20 protein-coding genes are annotated in these 21,921 nt (G+C 45.8%); 11 read left to right on the forward strand and 9 right to left on the reverse strand.

What is annotated here, in order from left to right; genetic code table 11:
- Positions 1 to 35: 35 nt before the first annotated feature.
- Positions 36 to 746, reverse strand: coding sequence for a tRNA (N6-threonylcarbamoyladenosine(37)-N6)-methyltransferase TrmO (gene tsaA / locus ACMXYO_RS03230; RefSeq protein ID WP_415887020.1), 711 nt, complete (start codon positions 744 to 746; stop codon positions 36 to 38).
- Positions 747 to 849: 103 nt separating this feature from the next.
- Entirely contained in the window at positions 850 to 1,545 is a 696-nt protein-coding gene (locus ACMXYO_RS03235) for a ComF family protein (RefSeq protein WP_415887021.1), read from the reverse strand.
- A gap of 110 nt (positions 1,546 to 1,655) precedes the next feature.
- Here ACMXYO_RS03235 and bioB point away from each other — a divergent pair, with 110 nt between their 5' ends.
- The 7 genes from bioB to ACMXYO_RS03270 all read left to right on the forward strand — a co-directional run bounded on the left by bioB (position 1,656) and on the right by ACMXYO_RS03270 (position 7,557).
- Positions 1,656 to 2,699: a biotin synthase BioB gene (bioB, locus tag ACMXYO_RS03240; protein WP_415883540.1), complete on the forward strand. Its 1,044-nt coding sequence runs from the start codon at positions 1,656 to 1,658 to the stop codon at positions 2,697 to 2,699.
- 57 nt (positions 2,700 to 2,756) lie between these two features.
- Positions 2,757 to 3,923: an 8-amino-7-oxononanoate synthase gene (bioF, locus tag ACMXYO_RS03245; protein WP_415887022.1), complete on the forward strand. Its 1,167-nt coding sequence runs from the start codon at positions 2,757 to 2,759 to the stop codon at positions 3,921 to 3,923.
- Positions 3,924 to 4,700, forward strand: a complete 777-nt coding sequence (locus ACMXYO_RS03250; protein WP_415887023.1) for an alpha/beta fold hydrolase — start codon at positions 3,924 to 3,926, stop codon at positions 4,698 to 4,700. It abuts the gene before it with no gap.
- On the forward strand, positions 4,700 to 5,488 hold the full coding sequence (bioC, locus tag ACMXYO_RS03255) for a malonyl-ACP O-methyltransferase BioC (protein WP_415887025.1): 789 nt from the start codon (positions 4,700 to 4,702) through the stop codon (positions 5,486 to 5,488). The genes ACMXYO_RS03250 and bioC overlap by 1 nt, the downstream gene beginning before the upstream one ends.
- Positions 5,489 to 5,498: 10 nt before the next feature.
- Positions 5,499 to 6,188, forward strand: a complete 690-nt coding sequence (gene bioD / locus ACMXYO_RS03260) for a dethiobiotin synthase (RefSeq protein WP_415887026.1) — start codon at positions 5,499 to 5,501, stop codon at positions 6,186 to 6,188.
- Between the two features lie 85 nt (positions 6,189 to 6,273).
- Positions 6,274 to 6,525 (forward strand): hypothetical protein, encoded by a 252-nt coding sequence (locus ACMXYO_RS03265; protein WP_415883545.1) that lies wholly within the window; start codon positions 6,274 to 6,276, stop codon positions 6,523 to 6,525.
- An 84-nt stretch (positions 6,526 to 6,609) separates the two neighbouring features.
- Positions 6,610 to 7,557, forward strand: coding sequence for a putative metalloprotease CJM1_0395 family protein (locus ACMXYO_RS03270; RefSeq protein ID WP_415887028.1), 948 nt, complete (start codon positions 6,610 to 6,612; stop codon positions 7,555 to 7,557).
- A 16-nt stretch (positions 7,558 to 7,573) separates the two neighbouring features.
- On the opposite strand, the gene ACMXYO_RS03275 is transcribed toward ACMXYO_RS03270, so the two are convergent.
- The 4 genes from ACMXYO_RS03275 to xseA all read right to left on the reverse strand — a co-directional run bounded on the left by ACMXYO_RS03275 (position 7,574) and on the right by xseA (position 11,297).
- Positions 7,574 to 8,332, reverse strand: coding sequence for an alpha/beta fold hydrolase (locus ACMXYO_RS03275; RefSeq protein WP_415887029.1), 759 nt, complete (start codon positions 8,330 to 8,332; stop codon positions 7,574 to 7,576).
- A 69-nt stretch (positions 8,333 to 8,401) separates the two neighbouring features.
- Complete coding sequence (locus ACMXYO_RS03280; RefSeq protein WP_415883548.1) at positions 8,402 to 9,025, reverse strand: FKBP-type peptidyl-prolyl cis-trans isomerase; 624 nt, start codon at positions 9,023 to 9,025, stop codon at positions 8,402 to 8,404.
- Between the two features lie 57 nt (positions 9,026 to 9,082).
- Positions 9,083 to 9,934 (reverse strand): peptidoglycan DD-metalloendopeptidase family protein, encoded by an 852-nt coding sequence (locus tag ACMXYO_RS03285; RefSeq protein ID WP_415887030.1) that lies wholly within the window; start codon positions 9,932 to 9,934, stop codon positions 9,083 to 9,085.
- Position 9,935: 1 nt separating this feature from the next.
- Positions 9,936 to 11,297 (reverse strand): exodeoxyribonuclease VII large subunit, encoded by a 1,362-nt coding sequence (xseA, locus tag ACMXYO_RS03290; RefSeq protein ID WP_415887031.1) that lies wholly within the window; start codon positions 11,295 to 11,297, stop codon positions 9,936 to 9,938.
- A gap of 165 nt (positions 11,298 to 11,462) precedes the next feature.
- Here xseA and guaB point away from each other — a divergent pair, with 165 nt between their 5' ends.
- The 3 genes from guaB (at position 11,463) to tadA (ending at position 15,192) form a co-directional block, all read left to right on the forward strand.
- Positions 11,463 to 12,932 carry an IMP dehydrogenase gene (gene guaB, locus ACMXYO_RS03295; RefSeq protein WP_415883551.1) on the forward strand — a complete coding sequence of 490 codons (1,470 nt, stop codon included), beginning with the start codon at positions 11,463 to 11,465 and terminating at the stop codon, positions 12,930 to 12,932.
- Positions 12,933 to 13,024: 92 nt separating this feature from the next.
- Positions 13,025 to 14,605 (forward strand): glutamine-hydrolyzing GMP synthase, encoded by a 1,581-nt coding sequence (guaA, locus tag ACMXYO_RS03300; protein ID WP_415887032.1) that lies wholly within the window; start codon positions 13,025 to 13,027, stop codon positions 14,603 to 14,605.
- Positions 14,606 to 14,679: 74 nt separating this feature from the next.
- Positions 14,680 to 15,192, forward strand: a complete 513-nt coding sequence (gene tadA / locus ACMXYO_RS03305; RefSeq protein ID WP_415887033.1) for a tRNA adenosine(34) deaminase TadA — start codon at positions 14,680 to 14,682, stop codon at positions 15,190 to 15,192.
- On the opposite strand, the gene mltF is transcribed toward tadA, so the two are convergent.
- Positions 15,178 to 16,656 (reverse strand): membrane-bound lytic murein transglycosylase MltF, encoded by a 1,479-nt coding sequence (gene mltF, locus ACMXYO_RS03310; protein ID WP_415887034.1) that lies wholly within the window; start codon positions 16,654 to 16,656, stop codon positions 15,178 to 15,180. The two genes, tadA and mltF, sit on opposite strands and share 15 nt — an antisense overlap.
- A 108-nt stretch (positions 16,657 to 16,764) precedes the next feature.
- Between mltF and purL the strand changes: the two genes are divergently transcribed.
- Positions 16,765 to 20,667, forward strand: coding sequence for a phosphoribosylformylglycinamidine synthase (gene purL / locus ACMXYO_RS03315; RefSeq protein WP_415887035.1), 3,903 nt, complete (start codon positions 16,765 to 16,767; stop codon positions 20,665 to 20,667).
- Positions 20,668 to 20,792: 125 nt separating this feature from the next.
- Here purL and ACMXYO_RS03320 read toward each other — a convergent pair whose 3' ends face one another.
- Together ACMXYO_RS03320 and ACMXYO_RS03325 are read right to left on the reverse strand one after the other, a co-directional pair.
- A complete protein-coding gene (locus tag ACMXYO_RS03320) occupies positions 20,793 to 21,386 on the reverse strand; it encodes an OmpA family protein (protein WP_415887036.1) in 594 nt (197 codons plus the stop codon).
- Positions 21,387 to 21,614: 228 nt separating this feature from the next.
- Positions 21,615 to 21,914, reverse strand: coding sequence for a YciI family protein (locus ACMXYO_RS03325; protein ID WP_415887038.1), 300 nt, complete (start codon positions 21,912 to 21,914; stop codon positions 21,615 to 21,617).
- Positions 21,915 to 21,921: the final 7 nt, after the last annotated feature.

The following is a 21,921-nucleotide window of genomic DNA, read 5'->3' on the forward strand; positions in this document are numbered from 1 at the left end:
AGAGCTGAATCAGTCTCCTATAGTTGAGGCGGATGCTATTCGACCGTGATTGAATCAACCGTTATTTCTTGATCTGTGATTCTAAAGCGAACGTTAAGATCGTGTAACTTTATTCCGTAACTTTTTTCGGCATCATTCTTTTTATAAGCCGGACGCGGATCACATTGCAGAAGTTCGCTAAGTTGCTTTTTTAACGGTTGTTGTAACCGGATTTCACTGGCTGAAATTTCTTGTTGGGCTTGTTCCGAGAATACAACCGGTTGAGCTAGAAGGTTGATTTCATCTGCCATTGGGTATTCAGCATCAGAGATAATGTCTGAGTAAGGCAGGTATGGCTTTATATCGATCACAGGGGTGCCGTCTAATAGGTCTGCACCACTAATCACTAGTTCAATACCGTTAGATGTTTTTTCGATGCTAACTAAGCGTACAGGAGACAACCCGATAGGATTGGGGCGAAAAGGAGAGCGTGTAGCGAATACCCCAAGTCTTTTATTGCCGCCTAAGCGAGGTGGACGGACTGTAGGTTTCCAGCCTTTATCAATGCACTCGCTAAATAGGAAAACGAGCCAGATATGGCTGCAGTTTTCCAAGCCCCTAACAATCTCATCACTTGAAAACTCTTCTAAGATCTCAACACGAGCTGTTACGCTTTTCGCTAAATTGGGCTGCCTAGGGATGCCAAATTTCTCTTTATAAGGGCTTCGAATGACGGCGATTGGAGCTATGGAGTAAGTACTTGGCATAAGTGATGTCGCAAATTAGTTGTCACTAGTCTTGAACTCAGGTTTGTACTCTTTATTTTCCTTTAATGCCACTACTCTTATTTTTTATTCTTTCGTTCAAATGCTATTTATCTGTTCGAGCTAAAGCCAATCCATAGACCTGCTCGGCGCCGGCATTCAGTAACGCGAGGCTCGCTGCTTCGAAAGTCGCCCCTGTAGTCATTACATCATCAATTAACAATATTCGCTTATGTGTGATCGGCTTGCATTTGAAAGCGCCTTTTTGATTTTTGAGACGTTCTTTACGGGATAGGGAGTGTTGTGGTGGCGTGCTTTTTATTTTAATGAGTGAGTTATGGTCTGAGGGAATACCACTGTATTGGCTGATCCGGTCGCAGAGGAGTGTAGCTTGATTAAAGCCACGTTTTATAAAGCTAACTCTATGCATGGGGATAGGCATCAAGCAATCGACAGGTTGCTGAGTGGTTAAATGGTCAGTCATCAGTCGGGCTATATGGCTTATAAACTGAGTATTACGATTGAATTTAATGCCGCTAATGAGTTGGTTAATAGGAAATTGATAGTGGAAAAGTGCCTGGGCTTGCGTAAAAGCTGGTTGCTTCTTTTGGCATTGACCGCAAATTAAGTTGTCTTGATCGCTAGGGAGGGGAAGGGCACAGACTTTGCAGCAGTGCTCTAACCAAGGCAGGTCTTGCAAGCAGCTAGAGCAGATATTGCTTTTAGAGGGTGTATCAAGCTTGAGCTGGCATAAAATACATAGATTAAAAAATAGACTGTAGTCCACCGGCTGTTTTTTCATTGGTTGACAGTTCCTTCTGTCAGGATAAAATTGTCGCTTTATTTTGGTACGTTTTATCGTGGTGCAAGGCTTCCTGCCTGTATCGCTATTTTCTCGGGAGAAGAAGCAAGATGCAACAACTAGGTGCAATTCGTCATGACTGGACAGAAGCAGAGGTAAAAGCTCTGTTTGAACTGCCTTTTAATGATCTGATGTTTAAAGCGCAAACAGTGCATCGCGAAAACTTCGACCCGAATGAAGTTCAGGTTAGTACGCTGCTTTCTATTAAAACAGGTGCGTGTCCAGAAGATTGTAAGTACTGCCCGCAGAGTGGTCATTACAATACTGGTCTGGAAAAAGAGCGCTTGATGCAAGTTGAAAAAGTATTGGAGAAAGCTCGTAAAGCCAAAGAGACAGGTTCAACCCGTTTCTGCATGGGCGCGGCTTGGAAGCACCCAGCAGATAAAGATATGCCTTATGTAATCGAAATGGTTCAAAAGGTCAAAGAGATGGGGTTAGAGACCTGCATGACTTTGGGCATGTTGGATGAAGGCAAAGCTCAACAGCTTGCTGATGCGGGTTTGGATTATTACAACCATAACTTGGATACTTCTCCTGAGTTTTACGACAAAATCATCACTACTCGTACTTACCAGGATCGTTTAGACACGCTACAGAATGTTCGTGATTCCGGTATGAAGATTTGTAGTGGTGGTATTTTAGGCATGGGCGAAACGGCCAAGGATCGCTACGGTTTATTGATGCAACTAGCGAATATGCCAGTGCAACCTGAAAGTGTACCAATCAACATGCTGGTTAAAGTATCGGGTACTCCGCTAGAAAATGTTGAAGATTTAGATCATATCGATTTTATTCGTATGATTGCTGTGGCGCGTATCATGATGCCTAAATCCCATGTTCGTTTGTCCGCTGGTCGTGAAAAAATGAGCGATGAAATGCAGGCGATGACATTCTTTGCTGGCGCCAACTCTATTTTCTATGGAGAGTGTCTACTAACGACACCAAATCCAGAAACACATCGCGATGTTCAATTATTTAAGAAGTTGGGTATCAATATGGAGCAACGTATCTCTGATACGGATGAAACCCAAGAAGCTGCATTAATGAATGACCTGCAGAAACAGCAGGACAGCACTCACTTCTACGAAGCTTAATGGCTTACAGGAGGTAGTGAAGACTACCTCCTACTCTATACCCCTTAGAGATTTACTATGTCTTTTGACTCCTTGTCTGAAGAACTGCAGCAGCGAAAGCAGCAGTCTCTTTATCGTCAACGCCGTACTTTAGAAACACCACAGCAACCAATGGTGAGCGTGGATGGGCGCGAGTATCTTGCCTTCTGTTCAAATGACTATTTGGGATTGGCTAATCACCCTGACGTTATCCACAGCTTTCAAAAAGCAGCAGATAAGTATGGTGTTGGTGGCGGTGCTTCGCACTTAGTGAATGGGCATAGCCAAGCTCACCATGAGCTTGAAGAGGCGCTTGCAGAATTTACAGGCAGACCCAGAGCGCTGCTTTTCTCAACCGGGTATATGGCGAATATTGGTGCCGTAAATGCTTTATTGGATAAGCAAGATGCGGTATTTCAGGATCGCTTAAATCATGCCTCTTTATTGGATGCTGGTTTGCTGTGCGGCGCGCGTTTTCAACGTTACTTGCATAACGACCCCGAGAGCCTAAATACACGTCTGAGCAGATCAGAGGCACGACGTAAGTTAGTGGTTACTGATGGTGTATTTAGCATGGACGGCGATGTGGCTGATCTGCCTTCACTCGCTTCAGTGTGTCGTGATCATAATGCTTGGTTAATGGTTGATGATGCGCATGGCTTTGGTTGTTTAGGTAAGCAAGGTGGTGGCTGTGCGGAATATTTTGCTATGGGGTCGAATTCACCGGAAGTGCTGGTGGGTACCTTAGGTAAAGGTTTTGGTACTGCGGGTGCATTTGTAGCCGGTTCTGAAGAGCTCATCGAGACCTTAATTCAACACGCTAGAACCTACATCTATACCACAAGCATGCCGCCAGCAGTGGCTGCCGCTACCTTAACGAGTTTGCGTATATTGCGTGAAGAAAACTGGCGTAGAGAAAAGCTCGAAGCGTTGATCCAGCAATTCCGGGAAGGTTGTGATGATTTAGGTTTGGATCTAATGGATTCTCCAACGCCGATTCAGCCAATAGTGATTGGCGAATCAGATAAAGCGATCCAAATTAGTCAGGGGCTTGAGCGAGAGGGTATTTTCATCAGTGCGATTCGTCCGCCAACCGTTCCGCAAGGCAGCGCACGATTAAGAGTGACCTTAAGTGCCGCGCATACAGAAGCGCAAGTTGAGCGCTTATTAGGCACTTTAGAAAAAGTTATTAAAGAGCAGGCGTAGATGAGCCAAGTAAAGCTTTATAAAGAGTACCGCGAGAACCCAGGCAAGCCTGAACTAGTTCTATTACATGGCTGGGGGATGACAGGGCAGGTATGGGGCCCATTTGCTGATCAATTGGCAGAGTATTTTAGCCTAACGATTATCGATCTACCGGGTTTGGGGCGATCTCAGGAGTTTCCTACCCCTTATACCCTTGATGCGGTATTGGATCTGCTAGTGGAGCAGGTGCCTGAATCGGCAATCTGGCTAGGTTGGTCCATGGGTGGGCAGATCGCCGTTGCTTTTGCAGATCGTTTCCCTGCGCGTGTGGAGAAGTTGATTACTATTGCTTCTAACCCTTGCTTTGTTCAGCGCGATGATTGGCCATCGGCTATGGATGAAGCAACGCACCAAGCTTTCGAAGTATCGCTTGCTCAGAATCAGAAAAAGACCTTAACCCGTTTTGTTATGCTGCAAACACAAGGAGCTGAAGCGGGTCGAGATATTCTGAAGACACTTAAAGTGATCCTATCGGATGTGGAGCACACGGCAGCTGAAGAGAGCTTAGCTTTATTGCGCTTAGATCAGCGTCCAGAGTTAAAGAATCTAGCTGTACCGGTGTTACACCTATTTGGTGAAGTCGATCACCTTGTTCCAAATTCAGCAGCAGAAGCTAGTCAGAGTATAAGTGGTGGTGAAGTGGTGACTTATGCCGGTGCGGGCCACTTACCTTTCCTTTCCCATCAAGCTGACGTGGTCGCTGATATTCTTGGTTTTGTTCAAGGGGATCAATCATAGTGGATCTGTTGATTGATAAGCGCCGTGTAGCGGATTCATTTAGCAAAGCTGCTCAGACCTACGACAGTGTTGCTGACTTGCAAAGAGAGGTTGGACAGGAGCTATTGGCTTATCTCCCTAAGCAATCTGTATCCACCATGATGGATTTAGGTTGTGGTACGGGCTACTTTACCCCTAAGCTCAAGCATGCCTACCCAGATTCAACTTTACTCAATCTAGATCTTGCCTTGGGGATGTTGCAGTTCTCCCGCGCGCAGCGCTGTGAAGATCAAACTCATTGGATCTGTGCTGATGCTGAGGCTTTGCCGATTGCTGATCAGCAGTTAGATCTGATCTTTTCAAGTTTAGCGATACAGTGGTGTGAAGATGTACAGGGTTTGTTCTCAGAGATAAACCGTGTGTTAAAGCCGGGTGGCCGCTTTGTCGTTGCTACGCTGGGGCCCGATACACTTAAAGAGCTTCGTCAGGCTTGGTCGCATGCGGATAGCTTTACCCATGTGAATCAGTTTATGCCAGTGGAGCAGTTAAAGGCTGCTCTGCCGGAATCGCTTTGCTGTCAAACGTTAGAGCAACAGAATAAGGTTTTACGTTATTCGCAGTTAAAGCAGCTAACAGATGAGCTTAAAAGGCTTGGGGCGCACAATATGAACGCAGGTCAGCAACAAGGTCTGACTGGGCGAGAGCGGGTGCGCCGTTTTAAAGAAGGTTATGAACAGCAACGTTTGAATGATGGGGCTTTGCCGGCGACCTATCAGGTTATATATGCTGTATTTGAAAAAGAAGTTTAGGAGTTAGGTTGTGGGTAAGCGAAGTTTCTTTGTTGCAGGTACAGATACCGATGCTGGAAAAACCGTGGTTTCTACGGGGCTGATTGAGGCCGCTAATCAGCATGATCTAAGAACGATCGGTTTGAAGCCCATTGCCGCAGGTTGTGAAGAAACAGAGGATGGCTTGCGTAATTCTGATGCGCTTGCTCTGCAAGAGGCAGCATCCGTTGCTATGTCGTATGAACAAGTAAACCCTTTTGCATTTAAACCTCCTATTGCACCGCATATTGCTGTAATGAAAGAAAATCGTGTATTAAGCGCTGATCGTATTGCTGCGATGTGCAAAGGCGCTTTAATGCAGCCTGCTGATTTTGTGATTATTGAAGGCGCGGGTGGTTGGCGAGTGCCACTAAGTTTTCGTGAAACTATGGCTAATATCCCTAAGCTTTTAAATGTGCCAGTGATCATGGTAGTGGGTATGAAGCTTGGTTGTATTAATCATGCTTTGTTGACTGCCGAAAGCATCTCCCGCGATGGTCTGCAGCTAGCTGGATGGATTGCTAACCGTGTTGATCCAGAGATGGATTGTTACGGAGAAAATGTTGAAACTATCGCAAATATGCTGCGCGCACCTCTACTTGGCGAAGTGCCATATCTAGATGAACCTTCTGCAAAAAATGTTGCCCAATATATTGATCTCGATTTATTGTTGAATAATTAACATGATCAAAATATGAACATATTCTCTCGATGTTCTATAATTACTGTTGCCATAGCTGTATTTAAAAAATATAGAGGTGGTGGCTATGAATGTAACCAATGCTTTGCAGACAGGTTTGGTCGGTATTAATCGTGGTTTAGACAACGCACCACGAGCAGCCAGTGATGTAACTGGCTCAGGTAAGCCAGATCAACCTGAAGAAGCTACAGGCCGTGATCAAAACCAAGCGGTACTAGAATCAGCAGCAGGTACTGATGTAGAAGCTGCAGCGACAAAAGTTGTCAGTCAATTGGAAGAACCAGGCGAGCCTGGCGCGATTATTAATGTGCGTGTGTAAATGTGCATTAACTAATAAATGGATGTGGTGAACAAGGTGAAAGCAGATACTGCTTTGCACATAATCAACAGAGGGGTATAGCTGATGCAGATATTCAATGCAGCTAATTCCCAAGCACTGAATGCCAGTGCTATACCGCAAGAACTTCGCTCGAGTGAAGCGAGGAAGGTGCTTGCGACTGTTGAAAATGTGGCGCCTGAGCAGGAGCTACAATCTAGTCGAGGTTTGGTTAACCGAGATCGTGTGACCCTTTCGGCTGAAGCCGCCGAGCTATCCCGCCTTGCAAGTACAACGTCTACAGAACTCAAACGTGAAGATGGTGAACTTGTTGGTTTGGAATCTGATGATGCCGAGCTAGTTGGGTTGGAGTCTTCATCATCTACTTCTGCTCCAGCATCCTTAGGCGTTTCTAAATCTGAACAGGCACAAGAACAGCAGGAGCTCGAAATAACTCGAGAGCTTGCGAAGCGTGACCGTGAAGTCAGAGCTCATGAACAAGCGCACGCTTCCATCGGTGGGCAATATACCTCTGCGCCGAGCTATACCTATGAGCGTGGGCCTGATGGTCGCCTTTATGCAGTTGCCGGTGAAGTCAAAATAGATACATCTCCAGTGCCGAATGATCCGCAGGCGACTTTAGAGAAAGCTGAAATTATCCAGAGGGCGGCTCTAGGTGTTGCAGAGCCATCTGCAGCCGATCGTGCTGCAGCAGCTGATGCTCGCGCTATGGCGGCTGAAGCACGTGCGGAAATTCTGCAGCAAGAGGAAGATGTAAAAGCTGAAGAGGCGAGTGCTGCTGAAGAGTCAGAAAAGGAAGATGAGGATGAGTCTCCAACTGCAGGTGAGCGTCTGCAGGATTTTAGAGATCAACAACAGGCTCGTTCTGATGGTGCTGCTGAGGCTCTAAATGACTTTAATGAACGCATGAAAGATATCAATAAAGAGCTTGCACAGATCAACAAAAAACTAGTTGATGCCGGTGTCTTCCAAAAGCTTTTCCCTGAAGGCTCTCTACTTGATCAGCAAGTGTAATCAGATCAATTCTTTCTTACTGTAAATAATCCAATATGAGCTGTGTAAATTCAGCCGGTTTTTCCGCGTGTGGCCAATGGCCGGCATTTTGGATGATTTTGTAATCTGCTTTAGGAAATAGACCTAAGACCGCATCGCGATATTTGGGTAGTAGATAATCCGATTTAGCACCCTTAATAAATAAAACTGGATTTGTATAGGGATTACCTTGAGGGGCTGCGCTGATATTGGAGTATTGGTTATGCAATGCGTTTAGGTTCATCCGCCATGCAAATTTCTTATCTTCGGTACGGTAAAGGTTCTTCAGCAGGAATGCTCTAACACCCAATTCGTCGACAAAAGCTGATAGTTGCTTATCAGCATCACCGCGCGATTTCAGTGATGTTAGGTCGACTGAAAATAGCCCTTTGAATACATCGTCATGATGGGGTGTATATTCCACTGGGGCTATATCAACAATAACCAGCTTTGTTATGAGTTCGGGATGAGTAATAGCAAATTGCATGGCTGCTTTACCGCCCATTGAGTGGCCGATAATGTGGGCTTTGTTTAGCTTTAGATCCTGCATCAATTCTGCGATATCACTAGCCATTAGTTCGTAGTCGATCTCCGCCGAGTGTGGAGAGCGGCCGTGATTTCTCATGTCGGCAGCGATCACTTGAAAGTGCTCTGACAGAACTTTGATTTGAGCGCCCCAGTTTTCAAGGGTGCCAAACAGGCCATGCAAAATAATTAAAGGTTCACCTTCGCCGTGAATCTGATAGTGCAGTTTCATTATCTATTACTCAAAATAAAGGCGACGCTGATAAGTCAGGGCCGCCTTGGGTATTAACTTACTTAGATATTACAGAATATCTAGTAGCTCTACGTCAAATACAAGCGCAGAGTAAGGAGGGATGCCACCTGGAGAACCTTGCTCGCCGTAAGCTAGGTTGTAAGGGATAAATAGCTTCCATTTAGCGCCTTTGTTCATTAGCTGAAGAGCTTCAGTCCAGCCAGCGATTACGCCGCCAACAGGGAATTCTGCTGGTTGACCGCGATCGTAAGAACTGTCGAATACTTTACCGTCAGTGAAAGTACCGTGGTAGTGAGTACGAACAGTAGACTCGCGAGAAGGTTTGTCGCCTTCTTCACCTGCTTCGATGATTTCGTACTGTAGGCCTGATTCAAGAACAACAACGCCTTCACGTTTAGCGTTTTCAGCTAGGAACTCTTCACCTGCCGCAGCTGCTTCTTTAGCTTGTGCTTCTTGAGCTGCACGAAGACGTTCGTTGATTACGTTGAACGCTTCTTGGATCTCTTGAACTTCTACGCGCATTGCTTCGCCGTTGAAAGAATCAGCGATACCTGCGGAGATCGCATTTAGGTCCATGCCTTCGAATGGCTGTTGTGCTAGCTGGTCGCCCATTTGACGGCCGATACCGTAGCTTGCTTTCTGTTCTAGTGTTTCAAATTGAAGATCAGACATTTATTGAGTCTCGTTGAGTCAAAAAAAGCGAGCAATCTCGCAGCTCGCTATAGAAAATTATTTGCTTAAAAACAATATGGGGTCGACGCGCGTGTTATTCAAGCTTACACCCCAATGAAGATGTGGTCCCGTGGAGCGGCCTGTTGATCCTATCTCCCCAAGCTTGTCATCTGTTTGGAGTACGTCCCCGATTTTTACATCAATTTTACTCATATGGCAGTACATCGTTGTCATGCCGTAACCATGATCAACAATGACTGTTTTGCCATTAAAGAAGTAGTGTCCAGTGTCTACAACGGTGCCTGCAGATGGCGCGGTAATTGGTGTGCCTTTAGGTGCTGCAATATCTAAACCACTATGCGGATTGCGGGGCTGTTTATTATAAAAACGCTTTAAGCCAAATGGGCTGCTATAAGGGCCTTTAGCCGGAATAACAAACCGAGTCGGTAATTGCTCAGGCTCACTCCAATGTTTGTAAGCTGCGACCATTTTAGCTTTTTCGCGGCGCCAGCGTTTTACATCTTCAGGATCAGGTTCTACGTGGCGTTTGTTTTTGATGGTGAGATACTGAGCTTTGTACTCTTTGTTCTCAACCTGAAAGTAATACGAGGTTCCGTCAGCTTTTAGGTGTTGTTTCTTGTCAGGTTTGGCGCTTAATGGGATGCCTGCAACAGCAATCCATTTGCTAGTGTCCGCGTATGCGGTATTTGTTGAAGGTAGCACCATAACGCGATTTCCCTTATACCAAGCGGATGGTGTAATAGCTGATGTAAGGCCTTCAAGCGGCAAAATGGCAACGCCGCCAGGTACACGGCTTTCGGTTGGAAGTTCTAGAGCTTGCGCATTGATGCTGAAAGCGCATAAGCCTGTAAAGAGTAGAAGTGATTTGGTGAATGCTTTTCTGATCATATTAATGTTCCGTGATGACTTCATCTATGCTGCAGAGAAGTTGTCCTTTGTGTAATTGAACTTCTATTTTTTGTCCGCTGACAACATCAGAGGCTGATTGAATAACTTTTTTGTCACTATCTTTGGTGATGGAGTAGCCTCGCTTTAGCGTAGCAAGTGGGCTAACAGTTTGTAACTGGCTCGCCAGCGAAGAAAGTTTTAATTGCTGACTTTTTAAACTTGATTGGCATGCTTGCTTAAGGCGTTGATGCAGCGCTTGGAGCTGTTCTTCCCTGCGTAGCAACAGCTGTTCAGGTGACTGAGCCTTTAAACGCCCTTCCAATTGCTGATATTTGATCTGCTTTTGCGCGAGGATGCGTCTGATTTGATTGTTCAGTTTTAGCTCTACATGATCCAAGCGTTGAGCTTGTTCTTTTAAAATCTGGCCAGGATGGCGTAATCGACTCTGTAAATTCGAAAGTTGCTGCTTGGCGGTAAAAAGCTGTTGCTTCTGTTGGCGCTTAAGTCGAAGGCTGAGCTGATTTAAGCGTAGTTGTAGCTCTTGTTGGTCTGGGCTGACTAATTCTGCAGCAGCGGAGGGGGTAGCTGCGCGGATATCGGCTATAAAGTCTGTAATGACCACATCAACTTCATGTCCTACTGCGCTGATAGTGGGTATTTCACAGTCAAATAAGGTGCGAGCAACTTGTTCGTTGTTGAAAGCTTGCAGATCTTCAAGTGAGCCTCCGCCGCGCCCCACGACGAGAACGTCACAAACTTGGTGCGCTTCAGCCAAAATTATCGCTTTGCAGATTTGTTGCGGGGCATCTTCGCCTTGTACGGCTGTCGGATAAATAGTGACGGGCAAGCCAGGGAAGCGTCTTTTTAGTACCGTTAAAATATCGTGTACTGCCGCACCTGTAGGTGAGGTAACGATGCCAATATGATTGGGGTGTTCCGGAAGCGCTTGTTTTTGTTTGCTGTCAAACAAACCCTCTTTCAAGAGTTTGTTCTTCAACTCTTCAAAAGCAACTTGAAGTTGGCCGCTGCCAGCGGGTTCTAGAAAGTCGCAGATTAATTGATAGTCGCCGCGGCCTTCATACAAGCTAACTTTAGCACGGACAATAACTTTGTCTCCTTGTTTGGGTTGCTTGCTTAACACTTGGTTGCGGTTCTTAAACATGGCGCAGCGTACTTGGGCTTTGTCATCTTTAAGAGTGAAATACCAATGGCCAGAACTAGGGCGAACAAAGTTAGAGATCTCGCCTTCTACTTGAATGGTAAGAAATGATCGCTCAAGCAAAGTGCGTGCTTGTCTATTTAGTTCGGAGACACTGAGCGCATGGGATTGAGTGCCAGATTTAAAGCTATTTGAGTTCTGCATGGCCCTCATATTAAACGATCTAATCGAGTTACTGCATCCGAAAGCAAAAAAAATGAAAACTAGGCCGTAATTACCCTGTAATTTACAAGTTTTAGATTGAGACAAAAGGCTAATTTCTGTATAATTTCCCGTTTAAATTTTACTTACTACACAGGCTGGCAAAGAATGTTGCGAATTGCTGAGGAAGCACTCACTTTTGACGATGTGTTGCTGGTTCCGGGCTACTCTGAAGTACTGCCAAAGGACGTTTCACTGAAAACTCAACTGACTAAAGGTATTCAGCTGAATATTCCTTTGGTCTCTGCTGCTATGGATACCGTGACTGAATCCGGTTTGGCTATAGCTATGGCGCAGGAAGGCGGTATCGGGATCATCCATAAGAACCTGACAATTGAGCAGCAAGCTGCTGAAGTTCGTCGAGTTAAAAAATATGAAGCAGGTGTTGTAAGTGACCCTGTAACTTGCAGCTCTACTATGACTGTAGGTGAACTACGTCAGCTGTCTACTGAAGTTGGTTTCTCCGGCTTCCCTGTAGTTGATGGCGACGATCTGGTTGGTATTGTGACTGACCGTGATTTCCGTTTTGAACGTAAGCTGGATGCGACTGTTGCTTCTATCATGACGCCAAAAGAGCGTTTGGTAACAGTAAAAGAGGGTGTAGACCCTGATGAAGTTCGCAATCTGCTTCGTAAGCACCGTATTGAAAAAATCCTAGTTGTTGATGATGCCTTCAAACTACAAGGCATGATGACAGTTAAGGATATGAATAAGGCTCAGTCTCATCCTAATGCTGCTAAAGATGCTAAAGGTCGTTTGATCGTTGGTGCTGCAGTAGGTACTGGCCCTGAAACACCTGATCGTGTAACCGCGCTTGTAGAAGCTGGCGTTGACGTAGTTATTGTTGATACTGCACACGGCCACTCTAAAGGTGTTATTGATCGCGTTGCTTGGGTTAAACAGACTTACCCACAGGTCCAAGTGATTGGCGGTAACATCGCTACTGCTGAAGCGGCAATTGCGCTAGCTGATGCAGGTGCTGATGGCGTTAAAGTGGGTATCGGCCCTGGTTCTATCTGTACTACACGTATCGTTGCAGGTGTTGGTGTGCCTCAGATCAGTGCTGTAGCTAATGTTGCTACTGCTATGGCTGAACGTGGTGTTCCAGTTATCGCTGATGGTGGTGTACGTTTCTCTGGTGACCTAGCTAAGGCAATTGTTGCGGGTGCATCTGCGATCATGGTTGGTTCTATGCTAGCGGGTACTGATGAAGCGCCAGGTGAAGTTGAACTATTCCAAGGTCGAGCTTTCAAGTCTTACCGCGGCATGGGTTCTCTAGGTGCTATGGGTCAATCTTCAGGTTCTTCTGACCGTTACTTCCAAGATGCTTCTAAAGGCGTTGAGAAGTTGGTGCCAGAAGGTATTGAGGGTCGTGTACCTTGTAAAGGACCAATGGGCGGCGTAGTTCACCAGTTAGTAGGTGGCTTGCGTGCAGCGATGGGCTACACCGGTAGTGGTGATATTCAAACTATGCGTACAGTTCCACAGTTTGTACGTATCACTAACGCGGGTATGAGCGAAAGTCATGTTCACGATGTGAGCATCACTAAAGAAGCGCCAAACTACCGCGTAAGCTAAGTAAATAAACTCTGAAAAGAGGGGTGGATAGAATCCGCCCCCTTTTTTTTTTGCGGCGACGCTAATGTCGCAAAGTGAAGAGATTGAAGGTTATGACCAAAGATATTCACGCTCAACGAATTCTGATTCTAGATTTTGGTTCTCAGTACACGCAGTTGATTGCACGTCGTGTACGTGAAATCGGTGTTTACTGTGAAATTCACGCTTGGGATATGTCTGAAGACGATATCCGTGAGTTTGCACCTAAAGGTATCATCCTTGCTGGTGGTCCAGAGTCTGTTACTGAAGGTGATTCACCTCGTGCACCTGAGGTTGTATTTAACCTAGATGTGCCTGTGTTGGGTATCTGCTACGGCATGCAGACGATGGCTGCTCAGATGGGTGGTGAAGTTTCAACATCTGATAAGCGTGAATTTGGTTATGCCCAGGTTCGTTTAGAAAGTAGTCCAAGCCGTCTACTTGAAGGGATTGAAGATCACGTTGCTAATAACGGTTCTTTATCTCTAGATGTATGGATGAGCCACGGTGATAAAGTTACTCAATTACCAGAAGGCTTTGCAGTAATTGCTTCCACTGAATCTGCTCCGGTTGCTGCAATGTGCAATCCTGAGAAGCAGTTCTACGGTGTTCAGTTCCACCCTGAGGTTACACACACTAAGCAGGGCGGTCGTATCCTTGAGCGTTTTGTTGTTGAGATTTGCGGTACGGAAGCGCTATGGAACTCTGCAAACATCATTGCAGACCAGATCGAAAAAGTACGCGAGCAGGTAGGTGATCAGAAAGTTCTTCTAGGTCTATCCGGTGGCGTTGATTCTTCGGTTGTGGCGGCATTGCTTCATAAGGCCATCGGCGATCAGCTGACTTGTGTGTTTGTTGATAACGGTCTTCTGCGTAAACAGGAAGGCGATCAAGTAATGGATATGTTCGCTAAGAACATGGGCGTGAAAGTGATTCGTTCTGATGCAGAAGATTTATTCCTAGGTCGTTTGGAAGGTGAAAACGACCCAGAGAAGAAGCGTAAGATTATCGGTAATACTTTCATTGAAGTATTTGATGACGAAGCGACTAAGCTAACTGATGTTAACTTCCTAGCGCAGGGTACTATCTATCCAGACGTAATTGAGTCTGCTGCTGCGAAGACGGGTAAGGCGCATGTGATTAAGTCTCACCACAATGTGGGTGGTCTACCTGAAGATATGCAGTTTGAGCTAGTTGAGCCGCTACGTGAGCTGTTTAAGGACGAAGTGCGTAAGCTGGGTCTTGAGCTGGGTCTTCCATACGATATGGTTTATCGTCACCCGTTCCCAGGTCCTGGTTTGGGTGTGCGTATTCTGGGTGAAGTTAAGAAAGAATATGCTGATATCTTGCGTGAAGCAGATGCGATCTTCATTGAAGAGCTGCATAAAGCTGATTGGTATCACAAGACAAGTCAGGCATTTGCGGTATTCCTACCGGTTAAATCTGTAGGTGTTGTAGGTGATGGTCGTCGTTACGAATACGTTATTGCTATTCGTGCGGTAGAAACTATCGACTTCATGACAGCGCGTTGGGCTCACCTACCATACGAGCTTCTAGAAACTGTATCTAGCCGTATCATCAATGAGATCCCTAAAGTATCGCGTGTGACTTACGATGTGAGCTCTAAGCCACCTGCAACAATTGAGTGGGAATAAGTATTCTTAAAGCTGAATTGTTATGATAAAAAGCCTGCTCTTGTGCAGGCTTTTTAGTGTTTGGAGAAAGGTGAATGGATCAGCGAGAGATAGATGAGCGCTGGATGGAAGAGGCTTTATTGCTTGCGGATCGAGCTGAAGAAATTAACGAAGTGCCAGTTGGTGCTATCGTTGTTTTGGATGGTGAGATAATTGGTAGAGGCTGGAATCAGCCTATCAGTGGTCATGATCCAACTGCGCATGCTGAAATATTAGCACTGAGGGATGCGGCAGCTAATGTCGGTAACTATAGATTGGTTGGTGCAGAGCTCTACGTAACGATTGAGCCTTGTACAATGTGTACCGGAGCTATTGTTCATTCTCGAATTCGTCGTGTTGTCTTTGGGGCGGTTGAAGCTAAAGCTGGAGCTGTTAAGAGTAATGGTCAACTGCTTGATCAGGCTTGGATGAATTATCGCGTTGAGGTTGAGGCTGGTGTATTAGCCGAGCGTTGCAGCGAGAAAATTAGTGCGTTCTTCAAGCGTCGTCGTGCTGAAATCAAGGCCGAAAAATTAGCTAAAAAGCAAAAACTACTAAAGGGCGGGTAGAAGATCCTCGACTACTTGTCCTTTATCCCAGCTTTCATGGTCTGGATTTAGATCCGCTTCTTCGTCTTGTCGCTTAGTTTGGAGAACCTGCATCTCCCAGCTAAGTAGCTTCATGTATTTTCGAATATTACTGACATAGTGTACAGGTTCGTACCCGCGTGCATAACCGTAACGGACAGTGCTGTAATGTCTTTCTTGAGTTAATAGGGGAAGGTGTTTTTTTACATCATCCCATTTATCGGGGTTTAGTCCGGCTCTTGAGGTCAATACACGCGCATCCTCTAAATGACCGTAACCTACGTTGTAACCAGCGAGTGCGAACCACAAGTGGTCAGGATCAGGAATGCGATCTGGAATTTTTTTCTTTACGATTACAAGGTAATGAGCACCGCCGATAATGCTTTGCATGGGGTCTGTCCGGTCGGTAACATTAACCTCTTTAGCTGCAGCATTGGTTAGCATCATGATTCCTTTAACGCCTGTAGGGGAGACTGCTTTTGGATTCCAGTGAGATTCTTGGTATGCAATGGATGCTAATATCTGCCAGTCTATCCCTGTTTCCTGTTCGGCCATAAGGAAATACTGTTCGATCTTCGGAAAGCGTGTTTGCATATCCTTCTTGAAGGTCGTGGTGTCGTAGAAATTAAGTGGATTACTGCGATTAAAATATTTTTCTTTTAGTGACTCGATCAGATTTTGGGTGCTTTCAAGGGCAAGAAAGCGATTTATAGAATTGCGCAAAGTTTGGTCGTGGTGAGGTGAAAGCATCCAGGCTAGAGGTTGCGGCTCGTCGAGGTCAAAGCCTTTTTTCAGGCCTGGGAAAAAGGTTTTTTGGCTATCGAAAGTAACAGCATCAACGACTGTGTAGTCTATCTCTTTGTTTTGTACTTGTTCCATCAATTCAGTAGAAGAAAAAGTACTGGTTTCGTCCCAAGTTAATTCTGGATATTGAGATTTTAAGCTTTGTAAAAGTTCTGCATGGCTGCTGTTGGCTAAAACGACTAATTTTTTACCGGGTTTAAGTAGATCGGAAATGTCTTTGGGCGCTTTCTTGCCTTTGGTTTGACGGTATATCAGCGTAGTCGTGGTTTTGAGATAGGGTTGGGTGAACTCAAATTGTTCTTGGCGTTCATCGGTGATTGTAAGCATGGAGCCCGCGATATGACCATCACGTGCGCTCATCGTCGTGAAAATAGAGCTGAAATCATCAGGAAGAACCAATTCGAGTTCTACTCCAAGATGGTCGGCATAAGCTTTAGCTAAATCGTATTCAAAGCCTGCAGGTTTGCCTTTTTCAATAAAATAAGTGTTCGGTGAGTTTCGTGTAACGAGTTTTATTGCGCCAGATTCTATGATCGCGCCTAGCTGAGTTTTGCTATTCCAGCTCAATAAGCCCGGAATACAGAGCAAAAGAAAAATCAGCAGAGCATATGCTGCATCTTTTTTGCGACTAATATCAAACATCGTACTGCTTTTCTGGTATCCAACTGGCTGTTTCGGTAAAATTCACTACTTATATTTCTCCTGTAACTACTGCTTTATATTTGCAGCTATCAAGAGGCTCTATTAGAGATGCTGGCACTGCGCGGAGCACCTGCTCTTTCTGCTTTTCGTCATGAAAAGTTACTTACCGTTATTCAGTCTTCAGTTCCTGCTGTAACAGGTCTATATGCTGAATTTATGCATTTTTCCGATTTGTCACAAGCTTTATCGGACGATGAGCAAAAAGTATTGGAACGTATTTTACGTTACGGACCAAAAGCTGAGGCTCAGGAGCCAGCAGGTCAGCTGTTTTTAGTTGTTCCTCGCCCGGGCACTATATCGCCTTGGTCGTCGAAGGCAACTGATATCGCTCACAACTGTGGCTTATCAGCGATCAAGCGTCTGGAGCGTGGTATCGCATACTACGTTCAAACATCTAAAGATCTTACTGATGCTGAAGTAGACGCTGTGCAGGCTGCATTGTTCGATCGCATGGTTGAAGCTGTATTGCCAAGTATAGATGACGCGTCTTCGCTTTTCTTAGAAGAAGAGCCGAAGCCGCTGACGACTGTAGATATTTTGGGTGGTGGTCGCGAAGCGTTGGTTGCAGCGAATACTGATCTTGGCCTAGCGTTGGCTGAAGATGAAATTGATTACCTAGTTGAAAGCTTTATAGAGCTAGATCGTAATCCGACAGATGTTGAATTGATGATGTTTGCTCAGGCGAACTCTGAGCACTGCCGTCACAAGATCTTTAACGCTTCATGGGATATCGATGGCGAAGCGCAGGAGAAATCGCTGTTTGCCATGATTCGTAACACCAATGAAATGGGTGGCGAGAACGTACTATCGGCGTATAAAGATAACGCTGCGGTAATGGTTGGTTCTAAAGCGGGTCGATTCTTCCCGAAACCGGACAGCAAAGAGTACAGCTATAATCAGGAAGATATTCAGATCCTGATGAAAGTTGAAACTCACAACCACCCAACTGCAATTGCGCCTCACTCGGGTGCAGCAACAGGCTCAGGTGGTGAGATTCGTGATGAAGGCGCGACCGGTAAAGGTTCTAAGCCGAAAGCTGGTCTTACAGGTTTCACCGTGTCTGATCTAAATATTCCTGGCTTTGAGCAGCCATGGGAATCTAAATACGGTAAGCCAGAGCGTATTGTGACACCTCTGGATATCATGATCGAAGGCCCTATTGGTGGTGCTGCATTTAACAACGAATTTGGTCGTCCCGCGCTAACAGGTTACTTCCGTACTTTCGAACAGAAAGTAAATGGTGCTGCGGGTGAAGAAGTTCGCGGTTACCACAAGCCAATCATGATTGCGGGTGGTTTAGGTAATATTCGTGATGAGCACGTTGAAAAGGGCGAAATCCCAGTAGGCGCTAAGCTGATTTGCCTTGGTGGTCCTGCGATGCAGATTGGTCTAGGCGGTGGTGCTGCATCTTCTATGACTTCGGGTTCTTCTACTGCGGATCTAGATTTTGCATCTGTGCAGCGTGATAACCCTGAGCTAGAGCGTCGTTGCCAAGAAGTTATTGACCAGTGCTGGCAGTTGGGTGATGAAAACCCTATCGCATTTATCCACGACGTAGGTGCAGGCGGTCTTTCCAATGCTTTCCCTGAATTGGTAGGTGATGGCAATCGTGGTGCTAACTTTGAACTACGTAATGTAAACAACGATGAACCAGGCATGTCGCCGTTGGCTATCTGGTGTAACGAAGCGCAAGAGCGTTATGTTATGGCTGTGGCTCCAGGTGATATGGCTCGTTTTGAAGCGATCTGTGAACGTGAGCGCTGTCCATACGCTGTTGTAGGTGAAGCGATTGAAGAGATGCACCTAACATTAGGTGACACTCACTTCGAGAATAAGCCAGTTGATCTACCTATGAGCGTGTTGTTTGGCAAGCCGCCAAAAATGCACCGTTCTGTAGAACGTAAAACATACGAAGTACCTTCTTTCGATACGAGTTCGATCGATCTTAAAGATGCGGCTGAGCGCGTAATGAAACTGCCTGCGGTAGCTTCTAAGTCTTTCTTGATCACTATCGGTGACCGTTCGATTACTGGTCAAGTAGCGCGTGATCAAATGGTTGGTCCATGGCAGGTTCCTGTGGCTAACTGTGCGGTAACGACTGCTGCTTACGATACATATACTGGTGAAGCTATGGCGATGGGTGAGCGTACACCGCTTGCATTGGTTGACTCTCCTGCGTCTGGTCGTATGGCGATAGGTGAGACTGTTACTAACATTGCGTCTGCTCGTATTGGTGGCATTAAAGACATTAAACTGTCTGCAAACTGGATGTGTGCTGCTGGCCACCCAGGTGAAGATGAAAAATTGTATGACACTGTAAAAGCTGTAGGTATGGAGTTGTGTCCGCAGCTGGGTATTACTATTCCTGTAGGCAAAGACTCCATGTCTATGCGTACCGTGTGGGAAGATGAAGGCGAACAAAAATCTGTAACTGCGCCGATGTCTTTGATTATTACAGGCTTTGCCCCTGTAACAGATGCACGTAAAACATTGACGCCTCAGTTACGTACAGATCAAGGTGAAACCGATCTGATTCTTTTGGATCTAGGTAATGGCAAAAACCGTATTGGTCTTTCTGCGCTTGCTCAGGTTTATAACGAAGTTGGTCAAGATGTTCCTGATGTTGATCAGCCAGAGCAGCTTGTAGCGTTCTTTGCTGCGATTCAAGAGCTGAACGAGCAAGGTCAGATCCTTGCGTACCATGACCGTGCAGACGGCGGCCTATTTGCGACGATCGCTGAGATGGCCTTTGCTGGTAAAACCGGCGTAGATCTAAATCTAGATATGCTTGCTGGCGAAGAAGGTGAGTTGGCTGCAGCATTGTTTGCTGAAGAGCTGGGTGCTGTTATCCAGGTTAAGCGTGATAACTTAGAAGCGGTTCTTACTGAGCTAAATGCCGCAGGTCTTGGTGATATTGCTCAGGTTCTAGGTTCTACTAACTTGGATGACGAGATTCGCTTCCACTTCGATGAGGAAGAGGTCTATTCTGAGTCACGCGTACAGCTACAACGCTGGTGGGCTGAGACCTCTTACCAGATTCAGTCTTTGCGTGATAACTCTGAATGTGCACAACAAGAGTTTGATCGTATTCTCGATAAACAAGATCCGGGTCTGAATGCTGAGCTTACGTTTGATCAGAATGAAGATGTTGCTGCGCCATTCATTCAGACGGGTACACGCCCGCAGATGGCTATCGTTCGTGAGCAGGGTGTAAATGGTCAGATTGAAATGGGCGCGGCGTTTGATCGTGCTGGTTTTGCGGCTGTTGATGTCCACATGAGTGATATCCTGTCTGGTCGAGTTGAGCTTGATCAGTTTAAAGGTCTAGTTGCTTGTGGTGGCTTCTCGTATGGTGACGTGTTGGGTGCAGGTGAAGGTTGGGCTAAATCGATCCTATTTAACGCACGTGCACGTGATCAATTCCAGCAGTTCTTTAACCGCGAAGATACGTTTGCATTAGGTATCTGTAACGGTTGTCAGATGCTGTCTAACTTGCATGAATTGATTCCTGGTTCTGACTTATGGCCGCACTTCGTACGTAACGTTTCAGAGCAGTTTGAAGCACGTGTTGCTATGGTAGAAGTTCAAGATTCTAAGTCTGTGTTCTTGCAGGGTATGGCAGGCTCTCGTATGCCAATCGCTGTGGCGCATGGCGAAGGTCGCGCAGAATTCAAAGATGAAACACACCTAGCGGGACTTAAGTCATCTGATGCGGTGGCTCTACGTTATGTGGATAACTATGGTCAGCCTACAGAGATTTACCCTGCGAACCCGAATGGTTCACCAGAAGGTATTACAGGTGTTACAACTACTGACGGTCGTGTCACTATTATGATGCCGCACCCTGAGCGTGTTTTCCGTACTGTAACTAACAGTTGGGCGCCAGATGGATGGTCTGAGGATGGTGCGTGGATGCGCATGTTCCGCAATGCGCGGGTTTGGGTAGGTTAATTCCTATACGGTATAAAAAGGCAGCCAAGGCTGCCTTTTTTATTGCTCGTAATTTAAGGGAAAGGCAAAAAACGATGAAAAAAAAGGCGCTCAATGAGCGCCTTTTTTATAAAGGTCGTAAGAAATTACTTAGTACCAGAGATCTCTACTTCTACGCGGCGGTTAGCGCGTAGGCAATCGATCAAGTTAGTGCCGCGATGGCCATCGCAAGATTTAGCAGGAGCGTTTTCGCCCATGTAACCCGTGCTAATTACAGAGCTGCTAACACCGCCAGCTTGTAGTGCTTCAGAAACAGCATTTACACGCTTCATAGATAGAGCGTCGTTGTATGCGCTTGTACCGATACGGTCAGCGTGACCGACTAGGTTTACGCTAGTAACTGATTTCAGAGAGTTAACGTAGTCAGAAATGTCGCTTACATCGCCAGCATTAGCGCTGTCGAAGTCAAAGTATACGATGTGCTTCTCAACAGTCGCCATTGGAGCTGGTGCTGGAGCAGGCTCTGGAGCAGGAGCAGCTGGAGCTTGGTAGCCTTCACAACCTTCGATTGCATTAGCTTCTTCCCAGAAGCCGTGACGCCAGCAGCCGCCCGAACCAGTTTTCCAAACAGTTGCGTTTGGAGTTTCGTCCCAGTAACCAGCGTTGTCTGGGTGCGCCTGTGCGCCAGTAGCCAAACCCATAGCCATTACTAGGCCTGAAGCAATTGCGAATTTTTTCATTTTGCTGTCCTTAAATACGATTGGGGTTCTGTTCTTAGAATTGTATGAAATAATCTGCTTATTACAACTTTTCTAAGCTGAACATAGTATAAACATTCCAATATTTTGTACTATCTTTTGACTATTGTCGGATAAAAGCCGCTATTCTTGACTGGCTGATATAGATAGATTTCTATTTCTGAATGCAATCTGTGTACTTTAGTTTTGGATTTTTTCTTGATTCTGTTGTTATGGTAATACTTTTTTATAGGGTTTTACTACCACTTTAGCATATACCCCTGCTTCTATATAAGGATCTTTGTCAGCCCAGGCTTGAGCTTCCTCTAGTGAGTTGAATTCAGCAACAACCAAGCTACCGCTAAAGCCAGCTTCGCCTGGGTCTTCACTATCAATGGCAGGGTGAGGGCCTGCAATAAGTAAACGGCCTTCGTCGTTAAGTTGATTGAGTCTCGCTAGATGGTCTGGGCGGGCAGCCAGTCTTTTTTCTAGGCTGTTTTCAATATCTTCGGAAATAATAGCGTAAAACATAAGGTCC

Origin of the sequence: Neptuniibacter sp. QD37_6 (genome assembly GCF_047778085.1) — a bacterium.
Classification (GTDB): Bacteria; Pseudomonadota; Gammaproteobacteria; order Pseudomonadales; family Balneatricaceae; genus Neptuniibacter.

What these genes read in the sequence shown, in the direction of transcription:
- tsaA (WP_415887020.1), bottom strand. Translation starts at nt 746, where the DNA reads ATGCCAAGTACTTACTCCATAGCTCCAATCGCCGTCATTCGAAGCCCT.
- ACMXYO_RS03235 (WP_415887021.1), bottom strand. Translation starts at nt 1,545, where the DNA reads ATGAAAAAACAGCCGGTGGACTACAGTCTATTTTTTAATCTATGTATT.
- bioB (WP_415883540.1), top strand. Translation starts at nt 1,656, where the DNA reads ATGCAACAACTAGGTGCAATTCGTCATGACTGGACAGAAGCAGAGGTA.
- bioF (WP_415887022.1), top strand. Translation starts at nt 2,757, where the DNA reads ATGTCTTTTGACTCCTTGTCTGAAGAACTGCAGCAGCGAAAGCAGCAG.
- ACMXYO_RS03250 (WP_415887023.1), top strand. Translation starts at nt 3,924, where the DNA reads ATGAGCCAAGTAAAGCTTTATAAAGAGTACCGCGAGAACCCAGGCAAG.
- ACMXYO_RS03265 (WP_415883545.1), top strand. Translation starts at nt 6,274, where the DNA reads ATGAATGTAACCAATGCTTTGCAGACAGGTTTGGTCGGTATTAATCGT.
- ACMXYO_RS03270 (WP_415887028.1), top strand. Translation starts at nt 6,610, where the DNA reads ATGCAGATATTCAATGCAGCTAATTCCCAAGCACTGAATGCCAGTGCT.
- ACMXYO_RS03275 (WP_415887029.1), bottom strand. Translation starts at nt 8,332, where the DNA reads ATGAAACTGCACTATCAGATTCACGGCGAAGGTGAACCTTTAATTATT.
- ACMXYO_RS03280 (WP_415883548.1), bottom strand. Translation starts at nt 9,025, where the DNA reads ATGTCTGATCTTCAATTTGAAACACTAGAACAGAAAGCAAGCTACGGT.
- ACMXYO_RS03285 (WP_415887030.1), bottom strand. Translation starts at nt 9,934, where the DNA reads ATGATCAGAAAAGCATTCACCAAATCACTTCTACTCTTTACAGGCTTA.
- xseA (WP_415887031.1), bottom strand. Translation starts at nt 11,297, where the DNA reads ATGCAGAACTCAAATAGCTTTAAATCTGGCACTCAATCCCATGCGCTC.
- guaB (WP_415883551.1), top strand. Translation starts at nt 11,463, where the DNA reads ATGTTGCGAATTGCTGAGGAAGCACTCACTTTTGACGATGTGTTGCTG.
- guaA (WP_415887032.1), top strand. Translation starts at nt 13,025, where the DNA reads ATGACCAAAGATATTCACGCTCAACGAATTCTGATTCTAGATTTTGGT.
- tadA (WP_415887033.1), top strand. Translation starts at nt 14,680, where the DNA reads ATGGATCAGCGAGAGATAGATGAGCGCTGGATGGAAGAGGCTTTATTG.
- mltF (WP_415887034.1), bottom strand. Translation starts at nt 16,656, where the DNA reads ATGTTTGATATTAGTCGCAAAAAAGATGCAGCATATGCTCTGCTGATT.
- purL (WP_415887035.1), top strand. Translation starts at nt 16,765, where the DNA reads ATGCTGGCACTGCGCGGAGCACCTGCTCTTTCTGCTTTTCGTCATGAA.
- ACMXYO_RS03320 (WP_415887036.1), bottom strand. Translation starts at nt 21,386, where the DNA reads ATGAAAAAATTCGCAATTGCTTCAGGCCTAGTAATGGCTATGGGTTTG.
- ACMXYO_RS03325 (WP_415887038.1), bottom strand. Translation starts at nt 21,914, where the DNA reads ATGTTTTACGCTATTATTTCCGAAGATATTGAAAACAGCCTAGAAAAA.